This window comes from Mesorhizobium sp. YC-39 (assembly GCF_025753795.1).
Taxonomy (GTDB): domain Bacteria; phylum Pseudomonadota; class Alphaproteobacteria; order Rhizobiales; family Rhizobiaceae; genus Mesorhizobium.
Window position 1 is genome coordinate 582,107 of the sequence record NZ_JAOWPS010000003.1, and the last position, 21,208, is coordinate 603,314.

The 21,208-nt window shown below is 62.8% G+C and carries 11 protein-coding genes; 4 read left to right on the forward strand and 7 right to left on the reverse strand.

Going from position 1 to position 21,208, the window contains the following annotated elements:
- Positions 1-6: 6 nt before the first annotated feature.
- The gene (locus OHD62_RS19685; RefSeq protein ID WP_263785073.1) at positions 7-1,095 is read right to left on the reverse strand and encodes a LacI family DNA-binding transcriptional regulator; all 1,089 of its coding nucleotides are present in this window, start codon (positions 1,093-1,095) and stop codon (positions 7-9) included.
- A gap of 204 nt (positions 1,096-1,299) precedes the next feature.
- Here OHD62_RS19685 and OHD62_RS19690 point away from each other — a divergent pair, with 204 nt between their 5' ends.
- The 3 genes from OHD62_RS19690 (at position 1,300) to OHD62_RS19705 (ending at position 5,020) form a co-directional block, all read left to right on the forward strand.
- Entirely contained in the window at positions 1,300-2,139 is an 840-nt protein-coding gene (locus tag OHD62_RS19690; protein ID WP_263785075.1) for an ABC transporter substrate-binding protein, read from the forward strand.
- Positions 2,140-2,265: 126 nt separating this feature from the next.
- Positions 2,266-3,795: an amino acid ABC transporter permease/ATP-binding protein gene (locus OHD62_RS35615; RefSeq protein WP_318528641.1), complete on the forward strand. Its 1,530-nt coding sequence runs from the start codon at positions 2,266-2,268 to the stop codon at positions 3,793-3,795.
- Between the two features lie 100 nt (positions 3,796-3,895).
- Positions 3,896-5,020: an NAD(P)/FAD-dependent oxidoreductase gene (locus tag OHD62_RS19705; RefSeq protein WP_263785076.1), complete on the forward strand. Its 1,125-nt coding sequence runs from the start codon at positions 3,896-3,898 to the stop codon at positions 5,018-5,020.
- Between the two features lie 61 nt (positions 5,021-5,081).
- On the opposite strand, the gene OHD62_RS19710 is transcribed toward OHD62_RS19705, so the two are convergent.
- A complete protein-coding gene (locus OHD62_RS19710) occupies positions 5,082-5,768 on the reverse strand; it encodes a D-lyxose/D-mannose family sugar isomerase (protein WP_263785080.1) in 687 nt (228 codons plus the stop codon).
- A 140-nt stretch (positions 5,769-5,908) separates the two neighbouring features.
- Here OHD62_RS19710 and OHD62_RS19715 point away from each other — a divergent pair, with 140 nt between their 5' ends.
- Positions 5,909-6,967: a D-TA family PLP-dependent enzyme gene (locus OHD62_RS19715; protein ID WP_263785082.1), complete on the forward strand. Its 1,059-nt coding sequence runs from the start codon at positions 5,909-5,911 to the stop codon at positions 6,965-6,967.
- Between the two features lie 34 nt (positions 6,968-7,001).
- Here OHD62_RS19715 and OHD62_RS19720 read toward each other — a convergent pair whose 3' ends face one another.
- The 5 genes from OHD62_RS19720 to OHD62_RS19740 all read right to left on the reverse strand — a co-directional run bounded on the left by OHD62_RS19720 (position 7,002) and on the right by OHD62_RS19740 (position 21,166).
- On the reverse strand, positions 7,002-8,591 hold the full coding sequence (locus OHD62_RS19720) for a tetratricopeptide repeat-containing sulfotransferase family protein (RefSeq protein WP_263785084.1): 1,590 nt from the start codon (positions 8,589-8,591) through the stop codon (positions 7,002-7,004).
- Between the two features lie 98 nt (positions 8,592-8,689).
- Positions 8,690-9,370, reverse strand: coding sequence for an outer membrane protein (locus OHD62_RS19725; RefSeq protein WP_263785086.1), 681 nt, complete (start codon positions 9,368-9,370; stop codon positions 8,690-8,692).
- A gap of 197 nt (positions 9,371-9,567) precedes the next feature.
- Positions 9,568-10,329 (reverse strand): heme ABC transporter permease, encoded by a 762-nt coding sequence (locus tag OHD62_RS19730; protein WP_263785088.1) that lies wholly within the window; start codon positions 10,327-10,329, stop codon positions 9,568-9,570.
- Positions 10,330-10,573: 244 nt separating this feature from the next.
- On the reverse strand, positions 10,574-12,346 hold the full coding sequence (locus tag OHD62_RS19735; RefSeq protein ID WP_263785090.1) for a glucan ABC transporter ATP-binding protein/ permease: 1,773 nt from the start codon (positions 12,344-12,346) through the stop codon (positions 10,574-10,576).
- A 237-nt stretch (positions 12,347-12,583) separates the two neighbouring features.
- On the reverse strand, positions 12,584-21,166 hold the full coding sequence (locus OHD62_RS19740; RefSeq protein WP_263785093.1) for a GH36-type glycosyl hydrolase domain-containing protein: 8,583 nt from the start codon (positions 21,164-21,166) through the stop codon (positions 12,584-12,586).
- Positions 21,167-21,208 lie beyond the last annotated feature (42 nt).

Below are 21,208 nucleotides of genomic sequence, written 5' to 3' on the forward strand. Positions count from 1 at the left end.
CGCGTATCAGGAAATGGCCTGTCTGGGGATATCCGGCGATTGCCCGACCGACATCCGCTCGATGATCCTTGTCGGCATGACGACCCTTTCGGGCGGTCTATCATCCCCCTTCAGGCGGCGTATCAGAAGCTCGGCGACGCATTTGCCGAGCGCATAGACCGGTTGGTCGACGACGGTGATGGGTGGTGTTGTCACGCTCGTCCAGTCGGCGTCGTGGAAGGTGATGAGCGAGATGTCCTGCGGAATACGCAGGCCGCATTCCCGGATGGCCTTGAACACTTCGAGCGCCACGACGCTGTCTGATGCGAGGATCGCTGTCGGCCGGTCGGAGCGCTCGAGCAGCGTATGCGTCGCCGCCAGCGATCTTTCGGAGCGCCCGGCTCCAAAATGGATGTTGCGCTCGGCTCCCTCTATGCCGGCTTCCCGGCAGGCGTCGAGAAAACCCAGAATGCGCTCACGCACACTGGACGTGTTGATCTTCGAGTCGCTGCCGCAAAAATCTCCCGACAATTCCGCGGCGGTCAGATAGCCGATCCTGGTGTGCCCCGCTCGTGTCAGGATGCGGGTTGCGCGCAGGGCGGCGTCACGGTCATCGACCGTGACCGTATCGACATCGAGGTCCGGCTGGGCCCGGTCAAGAAGCGCCAAGGGACAGGCGGACCGGGCAACCTCCACAAGATGCGCGATCTCTCCCGATTGGGCCGGTGTGACGATCAGGCCATCAACCTGCTTTGCCATGAGGACACGTATCGCACTCTTTTCCGCTTCGACCTGCTCGCCCGAATTGGCCAGGATGACGTTGATGCCTGACAGACGCGCGGCGTCGCTGATGCCGCGCACCGCCAGCGAGAAGAACGGATTTTCGATGTCGCCGACGACCACGCCGATGCTGCCGGAGCGTCCGGTCGTCATGCTGCGCGCCAGTTCGTTCGGGCGATAGTCGAGCACCTTCGCAGCCTCGAGCACGGCGGTGCGCACCGTCTTGCTCACCCTACCATAGCCACCCAGGACACGCGCTGCCGTCGCTTTCGAGACCTTCGCCCGACGGGCGACGTCGCTGACGGTGATGGAAGGAGCCTTGGGCGGACGTTTCATCGTGGAAAATCGCTTCTGAATTCGTTGACGGATGGTCCATCTGGTGGTTACAAATGTCAAGAGACCGGTCTCAATCGAATTTGAGACCGGTCTCACAACCAAAAGAGCGCCCCAAGGCGCCGCTGTCGAAAGCCGTAGCGAAAATTGGCGCGTGTCCGTTGTGGAAGCTTCAGCGGCGGACCGATCTTCAGAGTGGAGACAACAATGAGCATCAGTGGCCTTCTCACATCGAGCCCGCGGCAGCGCATCGGCTCTATCATCTTCGCCCTCGCACTGGCTGCCCTGTCCTTGCCCAAGGCATGGGCCGCCGGCGACAACCCCTATAATCTGATCGATGCCAAGACCATCAGCGTCGGCACGATGGGCGACGCCAAGCCGTATGCCTTCGCGACGACGGACGGGAAATTCACCGGCTTCGACATCGAATTCTTCCTCAACGTCGTGAGCCGGATGGGCTTCAAGGCGGATCAGGTGACCTTCACCGGCCAGGAGTTCTCGGCCCTCATGCCCTCGGTTGCCAATGAACGCTTCGATGTCGCGGTAGCCGCTATCGGCACGACGGCGGAGCGGAAGAAAAACGTCGATTTCTCCGATGGCTATCTGGCCGGATATCTGTCGGTGCTGACGGCCGACGCCAAGATCACCAGTGCCGAAGGGCTGGCCGGCAAGCGCCTCGGGGTCGTCCAGGGCACGCTGCAGGAGATCTATGCCGTGAAAAGCTTCAAGAATACGGACCTGGTAAAATTCCCGGACAACAACTCCGCGATCGCAGCGCTCAACAACGGCACCGTCGACGCGCACTTCCTCGACTACGAGGCGGCGAAACAATATGGCGAGCGCTATCCGGCCTTGAAGATAGCGATAAACATCCCCTCCTTCGATGCGCCGGCCGGCTTTGTCATTCGCAAGGGCAACGATAAATTCCGTGAAGCGCTCAACAAGGGCATTCACGAGGCCATGGAAGACGGCACCTGGAGGGATCTCTACCAGAAATGGTTCCCTGGATCGCCGATGCCGGAGCAGTATCTTCCCAAGAAGAACTGACCTGCATGAGGCCGCCGGCGTTGGTGCCGGCGGCCCCAAGGCGCGACGCGCGTTTGGTCTTTGTTTTCATGCATGTCGAGATCGCGCGACCGGCGAAGCCGCCGTGGTCGCCGAACAGGTTGGCAAATGAATTGGCTTGAGAACCTTCAACGCAGCTTTTTCGACTGGGAGGCGATGGCATCGGTCTTGCCAACGATGCTTGCCGTCGGGCTGAAAAATACGCTTATCCTGGCCGCGGCTTCGACCGTGATCGGCGTCCTCCTCGGCATGGTCCTTGCGGTGATGGGCATATCGCGCTCCGCCTGGCTGCGCATTCCGGCGCGGGTCTACACCGACATTTTCCGCGGACTGCCTGCCATTCTTACCATCCTGCTGATCGGCCAGGGATTCGCGCGCGTCGGCCGGGACATCTTTGGCCCCTCCCCCTATCCTCTTGGCATCCTCGCGCTCAGCCTCATCGCCAGCGCCTATATCGGCGAGATCTTTCGCTCGGGCATCCAGAGTGTCGAAACCGGCCAGATGGAAGCGTGCCGCGCGCTCAGCATGAGCTACGGCCAGGGCATGCGGCTGATCGTGATCCCGCAGGGCGTGCGCCGCGTGCTTCCTGCCCTGGTCAACCAGTTCATCGGCAACGTCAAGGATTCCAGTCTCGTCTACTTTCTCGGCCTGCTTGCCTCTGAACGCGAGATTTTCCGGATCGGACAAGATCAGGCGGTTGTCACCGGGAACCTGTCGCCTTTGCTGCTGGCCGGCATATTCTACCTGATCATCACCGTGCCACTGACCCATGTGGTCAATTACATCGACAATGGCTTGCGGCTCGGCAAACAGAAACCTGATGGCGTTGTCAGCGGCCTCGTTGAGGTCGGCGAACTGGAGGGCGGCGAAGCCTCGGCGTCGCCCGACGGAAGTGCTGCGCCGCCGGCTTTCAAGGCCGGCAGCCTGGACGTCCGCGATCTCGACATGGCCTATGGCGAATTGCAGGTCCTCAAGCAGATCCGGCTCAAGGTCGAGCCGGGAACGGTCACCTGCATCATCGGGCCATCGGGCTCCGGAAAATCGACGCTGCTGCGCTGCCTCAACCGGCTGGTCGAGCCGAAGGCCGGCGACGTGCTGCTCGACGGCGAGAGCATCCTTGCGATGAGACCGGAGAGACTGCGCCGGCGCGTCGGCATGGTCTTTCAGCATTTCAACCTGTTCCCGAACCATACGGCGCTGGAGAACGTCATGCTCGCCCTTACCGAGATCAAGGGCGTGGCGACAAGCCAGGCCAGGCGCCAGGCGGAAGCGCGCCTTGCCGAAGTGGGGCTTGCCGCGCGAAAGGACTACCGGCCCAGCCGCCTTTCCGGTGGCCAGCAGCAGCGCGTGGCGATCGCCCGCGCACTGGCGATGGACCCAGAGATCATCCTCTTCGACGAGGTGACGAGCGCGCTCGATCCCGAACTCGTCAAGGGCGTGCTCAACCTCATGGCCGATCTCGGTCGGCGCGGCATGACGATGATCGTCGTCACCCATGAGATGGGATTTGCCCGCAAGGTCGCCGATCAGGTCGCCTTCATGGATGAGGGCCGTATCGTCGAGGTCGGCCCGCCCGCGGACATATTCGACAGACCGAAGAGCCCACGGCTCAAGCAATTCCTCGCCGAGGTTCTATGAACGATGCCGCCGCGAGCGAGCCGACCGAACCAAGTCGCTCAACCCCATGCAATGGCGGACGCAACCGAAACCAATCGTCTGATCATCGAAAGCTGCATTCATGACCCATAATTCTGCCCTCAAGATCGTCGTCATCGGCGGTGGTATCTTCGGCGTCTCCTCGGCCGTCCATCTCGCCCGCCTCGGCGTTGAGACGACGATCATCAACGACGGACCGGTCGCCAATGGCGCGTCATCGCGCTCGCTTGCCTGGCTCAACTCCGCACGCAAGCGCTCGGCCGTGTATCACAAGCTCCGCATGCTGGGCCTCGACCGCTACCGGACGCTTGCGGCCGGGCATGCCAGCGACACCTGGCTGCGCTTCGATGGCGGGCTCACCTGGGATGCAGACGATGCCTCCAACCAGATCCCCGAGATGTTCCGTCATGAACAGGCGATCGGCTATGAGACACGGCTGCTGGCGCCTAGCGATATCGCTGCCGTCACTCCGGGCGTCGACGCAAGAGCCGTTTCACCCCAGGGCGCGATCTTCAATGCTGGCGAAGGCTGGGTCGATCTGCCCTCGCTCATCGGCCTCCTGCTGAAGGAATTTCTTGCGCGTGGCGGCCGTATCATTGCCGATTCCGGTCGCGCGGAAATCACCCTTGCCAACGGCCGCGTCAGCGGCGTCAAGACCACCTCCGGCCATGCCATTGCCGCCGATGCCGTTGTGGTTGCTACAGGCCCGGCGGTTCCGCGCATGGCGGCGGAAGTGGGCAAGCGGATAGGCGACGGCACGACTCGTGCGCTGCTGGTTGTCACCAAACCGCTCCAACACCCGCTTCGCGCGGTGCTGAACACGCCACGCGTCGCCATCCGGCCGACGCCGAACGGTGCCTTCGCGCTCGACTCGGCATGGTCCGAAGACGAAGTCATTGTGCGCGACGACGGCGCCTACGACGCAACGCCATTGACAATTGCAGGACTGCTCGATGAAGCCTCAAACGTGCTGGATGGAAATCCGATGCTCGTCCTGGAGAGCTATCACACCGGGCCAAAGCCAATTCCGGCAGACGGCGAGCCGGTGATCGGCCAATTGACCGGCATTCCGGGTTATCACGTCATCTTCAGCCATAGCGGTGCGACGCTCGGCCTGGTCGCGGGAGAGCTGTTGGCCGAAGAGATCGTCACCGGCACGCCCAATCCGATGCTTGCGGCGTTCCGCCCTGGAAGGTTCGACGACTGATTGGGAGAAGGCGCCTGCCGCAGGCTGAAGCCGATGGCAACGCCCTTCTGCGTCCCCCTGTCTACCCCACCCACTTCTCATAGTCGGACACGAGCAGGTGCAGCGGCGCGACATCCTCGTCGATGTCCGCGAAGCGGCCGATCGGTTCGCGGAAGACATTGTCGGTGAGATCGTCATTGACGGTCGACACCTCGCCGATCAGCACATCCTTGCCCTCGGCCCAGAAGGCATGCCAGACGCCTGGCAGCAACGTGACGCTCTGGCCGGGGTCGAGCTTCAGGAGCCCGCCCGCCGGCAGCCTGTGGATGGTTCCGTCGACGGGCACCGAGACCTCGGCCTTCGGATCGATGCCGCCATCGCGATCGTGCATGAACAGCTCCAGCACCAGTTTGCCGCCACCACGGTTGATGATGTCTTCGGCCTTGATGTTGTGGCGGTGCATTGGCGACAGCTGATCCTTGCGCGAGATCATGATCTTCTCGGCATAGAGCATGCCCATGCCCCTCTTCATGTCCTCGTAGCGACCGTTGCGAACGGTGAACAGGAAGAGGCCGAGCTCGCCAAACTTGCCCTGGCCGTAATCGGTGATATCCCAGCCGAGCCGGGAGGAGAAGATGGCCGACGAATCCTGCCGGCGCGCCTTCATCTCTTCCGGCGACCAATAGGCGAAGGGCGGCATGATGTAGCCGAACGAGCGGATGAAGGTGTCGGCATCGCGGATGATGTCGTTGACGGTGGAGCGTTTCATGGTCGTGATCCCTTCTTCAGGCGGCGCCTACTGCGCATAGCCGAACACTGATCCGGTGTCGACGCAAACCCCATGCTGGCCTCATGACATTCGGGCCGATCAAGGCCATAAGTCCAGGCAAATTCCCAAGGTGACAATCCATGCGCAGCATAGACGACCTCGATACGCCGGCAATCCTGATCGACGCCGCCCGCGCCGAAGCCAACATCGTCCGCGCCCAGGCTCATGCAGACAGCCATGGGCTGAAGCTCAGGCCGCATATCAAGACCCACAAGCTGCCCTATTGGGCCAAGAAGCAGGTCGCGGCGGGCGCGGCCGGCATCACTTGCCAGAAGATCGGCGAAGCCGAGGTCATGGCCGATGCCGGGCTGGCCGACATTTTTCTGCCCTACAATATTGTTGGCCGCGCCAAGCTGGAGCGTCTCAAGGCGCTGCATGACCGCGTAACCCTCTCGGTCACGGTGGACAGTGGGGAGACGCTCGACGGGCTTGCCGCCACCTTCACCGATCCCGGGCACCGGTTACAGGTGCTGGTGGAATGCGACACCGGCATGGGCCGCTGCGGCGTGCAGTCGCCCGGCGAGGCGGTGGCGCTGGCCAAAGAGATCGCCAAGGCCAAGGGGCTTGTCTTTGGCGGGCTGATGACCTATCCGGCCGCCGGCCGCGCCGCGGAGGCCGAAGCCTGGCTTGCCGGCGCACGCGATGCGCTCGCCACTTCCGGCCTTGAATGCCAGCGCATCTCCAGCGGCGGCACACCGGATATGTGGCGTTCCGGCGAGGACAGCGTGGTCACGGAATACCGGCCCGGCACGTACATCTATCTCGACCGCTATCAGGTCGCCAAAGGCGTCGGCAGTCTCGACGATTGCGCGCTGACCGTGCTGTCGACCGTGGTCAGCCACCCGACACCGGCGCGCGCCATCCTCGATGCCGGCAGCAAGGCGCTCTCCAGTGACACGCTGGGGCTTGCCGATTTCGGCGAATTGCTGGGTATTCCCGGCGCCAGAGTGACCGGCCTCAGCGAAGAGCATGGCAATGTCACGCTTTCGGGCGAGGCAAAACTTCGCATCGGCGAGCGCGTGCGCGTCGTGCCAGACCATTGCTGCGTCGTCACCAATCTGTTCGACCAGGTGCATCTGGTCGACGGCGACAAGGTGCTGGAAACGCTGCCGGTGGCAGCGCGCGGTCGGATGGGGTGAGCTTGGCGTTGTTCGGACCGAACGCTCGTTCCGCTCAGGGTTGGACAAGTGGACCCAGCGCAGCCCTCAATGGGTCGAGGGCATCGCCATACAGTTTCCAGCGCTCGACCGAGGACGAATAGATCGGCTGGCGCACCTGCCAACGGCTCGGCGTGCGCACCGTGCGCTCGGTTTCGTGGAAACGCAGACAAGCATCGTCCCATTCCACGCCGAGAAATCCGATCAATCCACGAGCGCGGGTTTCGAAATCGGCCACGGTTTCTTCGTAAGGCATGTCGTGGATGGCCAGCGGAACGACCTTGGCCCAATGGCGCATCAAACGATCATATTGCCGGTAATACTGCCCAAGCTTGCTCAGATCGGCATTGTAGCCGTGGGCATCGGAGAAATTGTGCATGAAACAGGACGTGCAATTGTCCATCGGGTCACGCCGGCAGTGGACGGTGCGGGCATTTGGCAAAATGAGGCTGATAAAAGCCAGCAGCTCGAAATTATGCGGCATCTTGTCGACGACACGCGCCGCCTTGCCGTTGCGCTTGTCGAGATGATCGAGATATTTCGAGCCGAGTTCCCTCGCCTTCGTCGGCGTGAGCGCCGCCATGGCCTTGGCGAAAATCGCCGGATCAAGCTGGTCGAATCCAAGTTCGCCGGCCAATGAACGGATGATCGGGAGCTCACCAGCGCCATAGATATCGTGATGGCTGGCGCATATTTGCTCGGTCAACGTCGTTCCTGAACGTGGCATACCGACGATGAAGACCGGACGTTCGGACGGATTGCCGAATTTTACCCGCGCTTCGAAAAAACCGGCGTCGAACGTTTCGATGAAACTGTCATAGAGTCGCGTGTGCAGGGCAATGTCGAAATCATTGCCGGAAATTGCCTTCGCCCTGGCGAAGTGATGGATGGCAAGGCGGTACTCGCGCTGGTCGTTGAGGATTTTTCCGGCGGCGTGATGCAGGATGACACGCTCGCGATCGGTGGTCATCGGCAATTCGAGGCGGGCCTGCACCAAGGCCAGGGCTGGATCGCCCTCGACGGCCCGGCGCGCGAGCGCCAGCCCGGACAGCGCCTCGACACTTCCCTTGTCGATGGCGATGGCGCGGTCAAAGCATTCGACCGCCTCGGCTTGCCGGCCCATATCGGTGAGCAGATCGCCCATACCGACAAGCGCCGTTAGCGATCGGCTGTCGACCGCCAGCGCACGGCGGTAGAAACCCTCGGCAATGTCACCCTCGAGTTGGCTCCGGTAGGATTTGCCGAGATTGCACAAGGCCTCGACAAGCCGCCCGTCGAGTTCGATCGCCTTTCTAAGGTGCTTGCGCGCCAGCTCGATGTTGCCGGTCAGGTTGTAGGCGTTGCCGAGATTGTTGCGGAAAATGGCGTTGCCCGGTTCGAGCTTGACCGCGCTCTTCATAAAGTCGATGGCCGTCTCAATTTGTTGGGCCTCGATTGCCAGCGTGCCCATCAGATTGAGCGCCATGGCATTTTTGGGTTGCCGGCGAAGCACGGTCTGATAGCAGAACTCGGCTTCGCGAAAACGCTTGCGGCGCTGCAGGTCGATGCCGCGCTGCAAGGTCTGCGGCACCGGCTCGCCGGCGCTAGGCAGTAAATCCCGGACCATTGTCGGCACGCCGACGGGTTGCCGGCGCGGTAGGTGCGGCATCCTTCACCCCCAATTGCCTGCGACGGCAGTCAAAATGCAGCAGGAATTCGAAGCAATCAGAATTTGAATGTGACGCCAAGTTGCAGATTGTGGGAATTCAACTTGCCGTTCGAGAATTCAGCATCGCTATCGCGGGAGGAATCGAAGTCGACGCTGGAGACGGCCTTGAACCTGTAGCCGAAATCGAGGTCGATATTCTGCGCCAGCGCATAGGTGACGCCGGCTCCCGCCTGGCCAGCGAAACCCCACCCACCAGATCCGTATCCGTAGTCGTGACCACCCCAAGTTGTGTCGGCGGTCACATAGGCGGCGCCGATGCCGCCGCCGACGTAGAGCTTGGCATCTCCAAACTGAGCAACGTCGGCCCAGACGTTGGCGAGCAGATAGGTAGCGGACAAATCGCCGTCAGCCGGGTATCCGTGAAAGATACCCTCGTCATATGTATTCGCCTTGTAGCGTGCATAAGACAGTTCGCCTTCGACGCGGAAGATATCATTGATCCGCCTGCCGACGGCGCCGCCGACCACGAAGCCGGTGTTGAAGTCCATCGAAAAGTCTTGGTTGTAGTAGTCGGAATGCGTTTTCACGTCACTGGGGAAGCTGGCGCCGCCAAATAGCGTGATGTACCAGAGATTCTGAGCCGCCGGAACTTCGACCGCCGCGTCTGCGGCATTGGCTGAGTTCCAGCCAAGCGTCAAGGCCATTGCGGAGACACCAGCTAGCAGACGCACTTTCATCGACAAGATTCCCCCACTGCAATTAACAGGCAAACATAATGCATCACTTCCGGTGCAAGGCTTAGCTGTCAACGGTGAAAACGAGGCTGGAGTCGACCTTCTAGAGATGGGTGTTACAACATTGCAACAGTTCTGCTGCGCCCGTCGTCTCGGGCGTATTCGAGTGAACGGCCAGTGACGGCCAAGTCAGGCGCCCCCTAGTGGCGCTTGTCGGCGTTCCGGGCCGCGACCCGGCGCATGGAAATGACGCGGCGGCGGTGGATTTCGGTTCGCATCGCCGTCAAATGCAGCGCGAAGAACAACACGGTGAAGCCGAGCGCCATCACGAGCAGCGGTCTCAGCATGGAGGGATCGATGGTGGAGCCGCCCATGCGGAACACCGAAGCCGGCTGATGCAGCGTGTTCCACCAGTCGACCGAGAATTTGATGATCGGGATGTTGATGAAGCCGACCAGGGTGATGATGGCGGCGGCCCAGGCGGCGCGGCTGGCGTCGTCAAGCGCCCGCGTCAGCGCGATGATGCCGAGATACATCAGGAACAGAACGAAGACCGAAGTCAGCCGCGCGTCCCACACCCACCAGGTGCCCCACATCGGCTTGCCCCAGATCGAACCGGTGATCAGCGCAAGGGCTGTAAAGATGGCGCCGATCGGTGCCGCCGACTTCAGCGCGACGTCGGCCAGCGGATGGCGCCAGACCAGCGTGCCAAGTGCCGCGACCGCCATCAGCGTGTAACACATCATGGCCAGCCAGGCGAAAGGCACATGGATATACATGATGCGCACGGTGATGCCCTGTTGGAAATCCTCCGGCGCCGTGAAGCTCATGTAAAGGCCGACTGCGAGCAGAATGGCGGCGATGGACGCCAGCCACGGCACGAACCTGTCGGCCAGCCCGACAAACCGAGTCGGGTTGGCAAGGTCCATCAAGCCTGTCAGGCGTGAAGTCGTGTCGCTCATGCGGCTCTACATAGACCGGCGGGGCGTTTGTCGCAATCGAGCGGTGGTGTCGCAGGTCGCACTTCCCTTCTCCCTTGTGGGCGAAGGTGGCCGAGCGAAGCTTCGGTCGGATGAGGGTGCTGGACGGAGTGGGGCGCTGGAATTCAGGCGCATGGAATTTCTTCCAACATCCCTCATCCGGCTCGGCACTGCGCGCCGATCCACCTTCTCCCACAAGAAGGGGAGAAGGGAAAGCCGCGCAGGCTCAGGCGGCCTCGCCCGTCACGGTGCGGCTGAGGCGGCGGACCTCCTCGTCGTTGAGCAGGCCGCCGGCGCGTAGCAGGCTGGCAAAGCGGCCATTGCGCATCGACAGTTCGGCGAAGCCACCCATCTCGACCACCTTGCCCTTGTCCATGAACACAACCAGATCGGCGTCGCGAACGGTGGTCAGGCGGTGGGCGATGATGAAGGTGGTGCGGTCGCGCCTCAGCTCATCGATCGCCTCCTTGACGCGATCTTCCGTCTCGACGTCGAGCGCGCTGGTCGCTTCGTCGAGCACCAGGATCGGCGCGTCCTTCAGCACGGCGCGGGCAATGGCGATGCGCTGGCGCTCGCCGCCCGAAAGTTGGCCACCGCGTTCGCCGACAAGCGTGTCATAGCCTTCGCTCTTCGACAGGATGAAATCCTGCGCGGCGGCGGCTAAGGCGGCAGCATGGACCTCATCATAGGTCGCATCGGCCCGGCCAACACGGATGTTGTCCTCGATCGAGCGGTTGAGCAGGCCGGCATCCTGGAACACGGTGGCGATCGAGTGGCGCAGCGACTTGCGGGTCACCGAGCGGATGTCGATGCCGTCGATCAGGATACGGCCGCTGGCCGGGTTGAACACACGCTGCAGAAGGTTGATCAGCGTGGTCTTGCCTGCGCCGGTCGGACCAACGATGGCGACAGTCTGGCCGGCCTGGACCTCGAACGACACGTCGTCGACGCCCTGTCCGGAATTGGCGAATTCGAAACCGACATTCTCGAAGCGCACATGGCCGGTGACGCTGCCCAGTTCGCGCAAGCCTTCCGGTTCCGCCGCATCCGCGGCCGAATCTTCCAGCCGGTAGAACTCTTCCAGCTTCGCCCTCGCCTCGGAAATCTGATTGGCGAAAGCCGACATCTGGTCGAGACGAGCGATGAGCAGCGTGGCAAAGCCGGTAAAGGCGATGACGTCGCCAATGCGCAACTGGCCGTGCGTCACCAGATAGGCGCCGATCAAGAGCACGACCATCATCGAGATGGTCGACGACAGGCGGTGCAGCGCATTAGCCATCGCCCACCAGTCGAGCACCGGGTTCTGGGCGTCGAGCAGGTTCTTGACATAGCGCTTCAGCGCATCGGTTTCGTGGCCGATGCGGTTGTAGCTCTGCAGCACGGCGACATTGTTGACCGAGTCGGTCACATGCGCGAACACCTTGTGGTAGTGCCGCTCCACAGCCGCCTGGCCTGCCTTGGTGCGCCGCATCACCAGCCTGCCGATGCCGACATAAAGCACGCCGAGCGCGAGCAGGACCATCGACATGCGGATATCCATGCTCAGCGCCGTGGGCACGAGCAGGACCAGGGCGACGGCGGTGGACAGATGCTGCCGCATGAATTCGAGCCAGAGGCTGAACAGCGTTTCGACCGCGCGCAACAAGGTGTGCAGCGAATTCGACGTGCCGCGCTGGTGGTGCCAGGCGAGCGGCATGGTGATGACGCGCTCGAACGACTCGCAAAGAACCTCGCTACGGCGTGCGTGGGCAAAGCGGTCGGCGCCGCGTGCCACCAGCACGAAAGCAATGATGTTGAAGGCGCCAAGGCCAGCCCACAGCCCGAGCGTCGAAAAGACCGAGCCGCGATCCGAAATGGCGTCGATCACCCGTCCGAACATGATTGGCTCGAGGATCGCGATGATGGCGAGAGCAACGTTGGCGCCGCAGATCAACGACACGCGTTTCTTGTCGGCCGCGAGGTAACCGAGCGCTCTCCAGTAGATTTGCAGAAGGGACACTTCAGCTACTCCGCCAAACTATTATTGTGCACTGCATCATTTCCAAAGTCGTACCGGTTGATGCGTCGCAAAACAATGCTCCTGTACCGTGTCAGTTCCCATTTCGCGAACAAAACATAGCGACGGTACGAAATCTGCCGTGATCACCTAACGGTTTGAGATAAAAGGTGAAATGTCAGCCTTGCGGCGAAATCATGGCAGCGGGCGGGCGCTGCCACAATTTCAGGCAGCAGGCCCTCAGGCCGGGATCCTGACGACCACTTCGGTATTGTCGCCAGTCTTCAGTTCCAGCGACGAAGCTTTCGTCTTTGTCCCATTCACCTCAAGCGAGATGGTCTTGGACTTCTTGTCGCGGACAACGCGAACCCTGAGTTCGGCCCCCAACATCTTGAGGGTTGCTGAATAACCATCCCAATGGCTAGGGAGTTTCGGCTTGAACTGGATACGCTCTCCCCGGCGCTCTATGCCGAGGATGCCTTCGACCGCGGCACGATAAAGCCAACCGGCCGAGCCGGTATACCAGGTCCAGCCGCCGCGACCGCCCTTGCCCTCGCCAGCGTAAACGTCTGCAGCCACGACATAGGGCTCGACGCGATAATGCTCCGCAGAGGCCTCATCAAGCGCGTGGTTGACTGGATTGAGCATCGAAAAACAGCGGTAGGCATCATCGGTGCGCCCCATTTCGGCGAGCGCGATGACAAACCATGTGGCCGCATGGGTGTATTGGCCACCGTTTTCACGGACACCCGGCGGATAGCTCTTGATGTAGCCTGGGTCCTTCTCTGTCCGGGAGAAGGGCGGGGTGAACAGCTTGACGATCTTCAGCTCGTCGTCGACGAGCATCTTCATCGCTTGCTGCATCGCCGTCGTCGAGCGCGCCGGATCGCCCTCGCCCGACAGCACGCTCCAGGACTGTGCGATCGAGTCGATCTTGCACTCCTCGGAATTGCGCGACCCGAGCGGTGTGCCGTCGTCGAAGCTGCCGCGACGATACCATTCCCCGTCCCAGGCCGTGCTTTCCAATGCCCGCTTCAGCGCATCCGCGTGCTTTGTCCAGGCCTGCGCGCGCTTGGTGTCGCCTTGCGCCTTGGCGACGGGGGCAAAGTCGCCCAGCGTCTTCAAGAGGAACCAGCCCAACCAGACGCTCTCGCCCTTGCCGTGCTCGCCGACGCGGTTCATGCCGTCGTTCCAGTCGCCGCCAAGGATCAGCGGCAGCCCGGCCGGGCTGCTGCGCTTGACGGCAAGGTCGAGCGCTCGCGCACAATGATCGTAGAGCGAAGCGGTCTTCTTCGAGATCTCCGGGGTGAAGAAGGCATCGTGCTCGCCTTCGCCCAGCGCCTGTCCGTCGATGAAGGGAAGCTGTTCCTTGAGGATCGTGGTGTCACCGGTTACCAGCAGGTAACGTGCCGTGGCGTGGGCGAGCCAGACGACGTCGTCCGAGATCATGGTGCGGACGCCTGCCTCGGTGCGCGGCAGCCACCAGTGCTGCACGTCGCCTTCGGGGAATTGCCGCCGCGCCGCGTTGAGGATCTGGTCACGCGCCAGTTTCGGATCATGGGCCAGCAGCGCCAGCGTGTCCTGCAACTGGTCGCGGAAGCCGAAGGCGCCGCTCGCCTGGTAGAACGCCGAGCGGGCGCGGATGCGACAGGCAAGGCTCTGGTAGGGCAGCCAGTGGTTGACCATGGCGTCGAGCGCCTTGTCCGGCGTCTCGACCTGTATGGTGTCGAGAAAGCCTCGCCAAACGCGCTCGTTATCGGCCAGCCGCTGATCGAAATCCTTGCCGCGATGATGCTGCACCAGGGTGCTGGCCTCCTCAGCGGAGGCCGCATCACCGAGCAGCCAGATGAGCGTCACGTCGCCGCCGGCAGGGATATCGACGTCGCGCGCGATTGCAGCGCACGGATCGTCGCCGGCCTCGACCCTACCCGACAGAGTGGCGCCGGTAAGCACCGCATGCGGAAACTCGCTGCTGCCGTGCCTGCCCAGGAACTCCGTGCGGTCGGCCGTCACCGACTGTGCCGCACCATCGGCAGCCAGGAAGGCGACCCGCTCGCTGAAATCGAGCCCGTAGGGGTTTTGTGCCAGCAATGCGCCGGTCGCGGTGTCCCTGGACGGAACGATGGTCGCCGCCGTGCGCGACCGATGGCTGCCAAGAACCCATTCCGCATAGGCATAAATGCGCAGCCGCGCCGGCACCGAACCCGAATTCTGGATGCGCAGCCTCGAGATCCTCACCGGATCGACCGGGTCCACCACATGGGTGAGGTCCATCGACAGTGGTCCACGCTTCGAACGGAAGGTCGAAAAACCCTGCCCGTGCCATGTCTCGTAGGTCATGGCGGGATCGCGCACCATGGCGGCCAGCGGCGAGAATGCCTTGCCGCTGGCATGATCGTAGACGTAGATGCCCTCGCCCGGCCGGTTGGAGACCGGGTCGTTCGACCATGGCGTGAGCTGATAGTCGCGGCTGTTGCGGCTCCAGGTGAAGGCCGCGCCCTCAGCCGAAACATGGAAGCCGAACGAGGCGTTGGAGACGACGTTGATCCAGGGCTGCGGCGTCGCGCGCCGGCCGGCAAGGCGCATGACATAGTGACGTCCGTCGCCGTCAAAGCCGCCAAAACCGTTCCAGAGGCTCAGCCCGCTGCCGTCGGCGCTGCTTTCGATCAAAGACTGGGCCGCCAATGCTTGCGCGCTGATCGGCGCCGGCAAGGACGGCTCGCGAGGCGCCATGGCGCCGCCCGGCTGCAGTGTATCCCGTGCCTGAAGTGCGGCGGCCTCGGCGCGCTCGATCTGATCGAAGATGGTGCCGTTGCGTGTATGCAGCACAATGCGCGCCGCAGCGAGCAGCGTCTTGTAGGTCGCCTCGTCCATCAGGTCGCGGCGCACCGCGAAGATGTGCTGGCGCGGTCCCAGCTCCTTGCCGCGCAAGCGGCTGTTTTCGCACAGTGTCTCGACAGCCCGCTGCAGGTCCTGCACGTAGGACGAGGCCTGTTCGTTGACGACGACGAAATCGATCATCATGCCGCGGGCGCGCATATATTCCTGGAAGCGGAGCGCCTGGGCGACAATTTCCAGGTCGGCGACGTCGCCGATCCTGACCAGGAAGATCGGAAAATCGCCGGATATGCTGGTCGGCCACAGGTTGGATTGCTTGCCGAGCCCGGAGGCGATGGATTCCGCGGGAAGGCGCAGGAATGGATCGGGATAGATCAGATAGCGCGCCAGCTTCTGCACATTGGCGGCGTCGGTCAGGCTGAGGCCGAGGTGACGGGTCTGCACCTGTGAACGAGTCCAGGCGAGCATCGCCTGGCGGGCGAAGCTTTCCGGATGGTCGAGACGAGCAATGGCTTCGTCGAGTTCGGCGCGGTTGGCGCCGACGATGGTCCAGAAGGTCAGTGAGATCTTCTTGTTGGCAGGCACACGCACCTGCCGGCGCAGCGAGGCGACCGGGTCCAGCGTGAAGCCAGAATGGCCGCCGAGCTTAGCGCCCGGATCGAAGGCGGCGGCCTCAGCGATGGTGCGGCCGCGGCCGATGAAGGCGCGCCGGTCGGTTTCGGCCTCGGCGTCGCGCGCCGGTCCAGACGGATCGGTGACGAAATGCACCATTGTGACATCAGGTTCGTCGGTTTCGCGTTTGCGTCGCGTGGCGAAGATCGCACCTTTGTTGGCAGCGATTTCGGTTTCCACGAACATCTTCGAGAACGCCGGATGTGCGTAGTCCGATGCCTCGGATCCCAGCACCAGTTCGGCAAACGAGGTCACTTCGATGTGCCGGTCGGTGGCGCCATCATTGTAGAGCGTTACCCGCCGGCCTTCGCCGTTGCCTTCGGAAATGACGATGCATTCGACCTCCGAGCGCAGCGATCCCACGGATTTGACGAAGCTCGCCTTGTCGTCGGAAAACAGCGTCTGCACGCGCTCATCCGTCGCGCGCTTTGGCTCCGCGGTAGTCGACCACCAGTCGCCGGTGCCGGCGTCGCGCAAGAAGATATAGGAGCCAAGCCGGTCCTCGGTCGGATCCGGCTGCCAGCGCGTGACAGCAAGCTCGCCCCAGCGGCTGTAGCCCGAGCCGGTGGCGGTGACCATGACCGAGTAGCGGCCATTGGACATGACGCTGGTCGAACGCAACGCCCTGAGCGGATCGAGCACAATGCGCATGTCCGGGCTCTCGGTCTCGGTCTCGTCCTTCGAGCGCTCGTCGGCCTCGGTCCTGACGGTCGCGGTCGGGATGTCGCGCGGCGCCCTTTCCTGCAGCAACAACTCGGCCGACTCGATCACCGGATCCGAGTGGAAGCGGTCGCGCAGGCGCCCTTCGAAGATGGCGTCGGCAACGGCGGCGATCGACATGCCGGAATGGTGGGCCATGTAGTTGAGCACGACGGCATGGTCGGTGCCTTCGGGCACGCGCTGCGGCGTGAAATCGACCGCATCATAATAGCCGTGCCGGCCAAGCGCGCCGATGGCCCTCAGCCTGGCCAGGTTCTGCACGGATTCGCGTGGCGTGAACTGCGCCGCAAGGATCGTCGCGTAAGGCGCGATCACGGTGTTTTGGCCAAGGCCGCGCTTCAGGCCGAGCCCGGGTACGCCGAAATTGGTGTACTGGTAAGTCAGCTCGCGGTCGCGGGCGTTGTAGGCCGCTTCCGAAATGCCCCACGGCACGTTCTTCGAGCGGGCATACTGCATCTGCCGCTTGATGATCAGCTTGCTGGTCTGATTGAGGATCGAGCCCTGCGGCTCCTTCATCACCAGCGGCGGCATCAGATATTCGAACATCGAGCCGGACCATGACATCAGCGCGCCCTGGAAACCGATCTCGACGATCGGCCGGCCGAGCCGGAACCAGTGTTCGGTCGGCAGGTCGCCCTTGGCGATGGCGAACAGGCTGGTCAGCCGCGCCTCGGAGGCGAGAAGGTCATAGCAGCTTTCGTCGAGCTGATGCTCCTCGACCCGGTAGCCGATCGACAGCAGCTTGCGCTCCTGCCGCATCAGGAAGGAGAAATCCATCTCGAAGGCGAAGCGGCGGGTGCGCTCGCGCAGCGCCAGGAGCTTGGCACGCAGGGCCTCGACGGCATTGTCGTCGCTGTGCGCGTCATGGACATGCGCCTCGCAGGTTGCCTCCAGCCTGGCCGCCCAGTCCGCGATGACGTCGCTGCGCGTCGACGCGGCCTCGGTGTGGATTGCTACGGCGAGCTTACGGATCTCGCCAGCGAGGACAGCCAGGTTGATGGTGCGGATCGACGCCATCTCGGGCTGCGCCTTGATCGACAGGACCGCCCGCCGCATGCCATCGAGGCGGTCGGCGAGACGCTGGCGCAACGGCCGCAACTGGCGGCGGTCGTCGGGCAATTCCTCAAGGCTTTCGTCGAGGATCGTCACCGTATCGAGGATGCCCTCGAAGTCGCCCTGGAGGTGAACGGAAGGCGCTTCCGCCCATTCGGCGCAGGCGGCGGCCACCGCCACCAGATGGCCAGCGAGATTGCCGCTGTCGACGGCGGAAATATAGAGCGGATAGAGCGGCTTCAGCGTTGTCGTGTCATACCAGTTGAAGAGATGGCCGCGGTCGCGCGGCATGCTCTCGATGGTGGTCATGGTCGCGTCGATACGGGTGATGGCGTCGGACAGGCTGATCCAGCCGAAGTCGCGCGCCGAAACCACGGACAGAAGATAGACGCCGATATTGGTCGGTGACGTGCGCGGCGCCACGACCGGCGCCGGGCTCTCCTGGAAATTGTCGGGCGGCAGATTGTGGTGCTCGGCCGTGACGAAGGTCTCGAAATAATGCCATGTGCGCCGCGCGACGGTGCGCAGCGCATGGATGTCGGCCGCCGATATGCGCAGCCGGTCCTCGGTTTCGGCCGAGCGGCTGATCCAGCAGGCGACGGCCGGCGAGCCGATCCAGAACAGCGCGAAGAAAAAGGCGACGAAGGCGCCGGTGGAATCGGCCAGCACCGGAATGGCGAGGCCGACGACGCCGATGATCACAGCGCCATACATCATGCCGTAGTAGGAGCGGAGATCATTGTCGCCGTTCTTGTGCGCCTGCGAGGCGGTGCGCCATTCGAGCAGGTTCTGCCGGCTGACGAACAGGCGGTAGAGCGTGCGGATGATGGCGTCGCCCATCATCCAGGCATTGTGCGCCATCAGCACGATTTTCAGCGCCACCAGGGCTGTGCCGAAGACCACGTCGTGCGCCAGCGCCGAGAAATGCCCGCGCGGCGTCTGATCGCCGCTTTTCGGCAGGATCGAATTGACGATGTCGAAGGTCGGCGCCATGAACAGCGTGAGGATCAGCAGCGCCTGCCACTGCGCGGCCTGCGTGAAGGGCAGGAGCGTCCAGCCGGCGATCGCCGCCATCACCCAGAAGATCGGTGTCAGAGAACGGCGCAGATTGTCGACCATCTTCCAGCGCGACAGCGCCGGGACGCCGGAGCGCGGGTCGAGGATGAAGCCCAGAAGCTGCCAGTCGCCGCGTGCCCAGCGATGGTGGCGCGAGGCGTCGACCGAATAGCGGGTGGGATAGTCCTCGACCAGCTCGACGTCGGTAACGAGCGCCGAACGTGCCAGCGCGCCTTCGAGCAGATCATGGCTGAGGATGGTGTTTTCCTCGATGCGGCCCTTCAGCGCCGCCTCGAAGGCGTCGACATGGTAGAGGCCCTTACCGGTGAAGGAGCCGTCGCCGAAGACGTCCTGGTAGAGATCCGACACGGCAAAGACATAAGGATCGAGGCCGCGATTGGCCGAAAAGATCCGCTGGAAGAAGGAGGAGTCGTCGCCACTGGTCAGCGAGGCGGTGATACGCGGCTGCAGAATGGTGTAACCTGATGTGACGACCCGCTTTGCGGCATCGAAATGCGGGCGATTGAGCGGGTGGCAAAGCTTGCCGACCAGAGTGGCGACGGCATCGCGGGTGGTGCGCGTGTCGGCGTCCAGCGTCATCACATGGACGACGTTTTCCGGCAATGGCACATCCAGCGGCAGGAAGGTGGTATCGCTGTCGCCGCGCAGCAGAAGGTCCAGTTCGTGCAGCTTGCCGCGCTTGCGCTCCCAGCCCATCCAGACACCCTGGGATTCGTTGTAGAGCCGCCGGCGGTGCAGGAGATAAAATCGCGGCACGCCTGCGCTGGGATAGCGGGCATTCAGCCGCGCGATCTCGTCACGCGCATATTGGAGGATCTCGATATCCGCTGCATCGATTTCGGTCTTCGAGTCCGGCCAGTCCGAAAGCAGCGCGAAATGGATTTCGTCCTCGGTGTTGGCGAGATGATGCACTTCTATGTTGCGGATATTTTCCTCGACATCGTCGCGCGAGCCGATCAGCGACGGGACCACCACCAGCGTGCGCGCCTCGGGCGGCAGACCCTGCCGATAATCGTAGCCGATCAGACGCGTCGGCTTCAGGAACAACGATACGACGGTGTTGAAGAATGCCAGCGCGCCTTCGCTCGCCGGCACCGCAAACAGCGCCAGCATCAAGACGATCGAGGGCACGGACAATCCGAGATTGGCAAGCGCATTGCCTGAGAGGACCAGAAGCAGCACCGTCAGCGCGAACACCGGCACGACAATGCCCAGCCACCCCGTGCTGGCGAAGGCTCGTTTGGTGGCGACGGTGATGGTCGGCCGGTAGCCGATCGCCTTTTCCAGTTCCAGCCGGCGCGGGCCGACGAGAAAGAAGCCGACATCGGTGTGAGCGACCGGACCGGTTTCGGCCAACGAAACTGGGGCATCCGTAACGGAGGCATGACCGGCGAGTTCGATCGCCTTTTCGGCGACGCGAAATTCGGAAAGATCGGAGCGGCGCGCCAACGCCTCGATAGCGGTCCGGTACTGGTCGCGCGAGAAGAAATCGAGCGCGGCGAAATCGGTGCGCTCGCGCAGAAGCGTATCGATGCGGCTGACACCTTCGAACCACACCGTCCAGTCGATATCGTTGATCAGCCTTAGGCCGCGGATGATGTTGCCGGTGGTCACATTGCCGCTGGACAGCGTCCGATGCTCGCCGATGATGATTTCCTCGGCGTCGGAGCCGGTCTTTTCAAGCTCGCCTTCCAGCCATTCCAGCGCCCTGCCGGCGTTCTGCGATCCGTCGCGCAGACGGTAGAGCAACTGGGTGGCAAAGGTGGTGTCCTGGGCATGGGCGCCATAGCTCGACAGGATGGCCTGGCGGTCGGCGCTGTCGTCGGTCGACAGAACGCGGTCGGCGACCTCGTTGGCGATCTGGCGCATCTGCCTTGTGCGATTGACCCTCACCGCGATCCGGCGAAGATTTTCGATCAGAACGAAACGCAGCAGCGACGGCAGCGCCCAGAGCTCGCCGATCTTCAGCGGTTCGATCGACTGAAAGCCTTCAACGATCGCTTTGAACATGGTCGCCGAGACGGAACTGTCGGAATGCGCGACATAGGTCCAGGCCAACGCCAGCGCGCGAGGCACGCTGGCGCCATCGGCCAGCTTCAGGGTCGGCAACTGCCGGTAGAAACGGCGTGGCAGGTCACGCTTGACCTGAAAGATGGTTTCCTCGACCAGATAGTTGTTGTCGAGCAGCCATTGCGCTGCCGGCGTGATCGTTTCGCCCCTTGCCTGTGCGGCATTGGTCGAGCGGTAAACTTCGAGGATCTTCTTGGCGCTGTCGCGGATGCGCGCCTGAAAGTCGAACGGGGTCAGGCCAAACAATTCCGTGAGGTCGCCCTTGGCGAGGCTTTCGCCCAGCGCGCGCAGGCGATCTTCTGGCAGGAAATGGGAGCGTATCGGCTCTTCGGTGATGGCCGGGAAGCTCGCGCTCGTCTTTTCCATTTGGGTGGGATTTGTTTGGATATTCATTGAAAATTCCGCATGGAGGGACGCAGTGCGGCGTCACCGCCA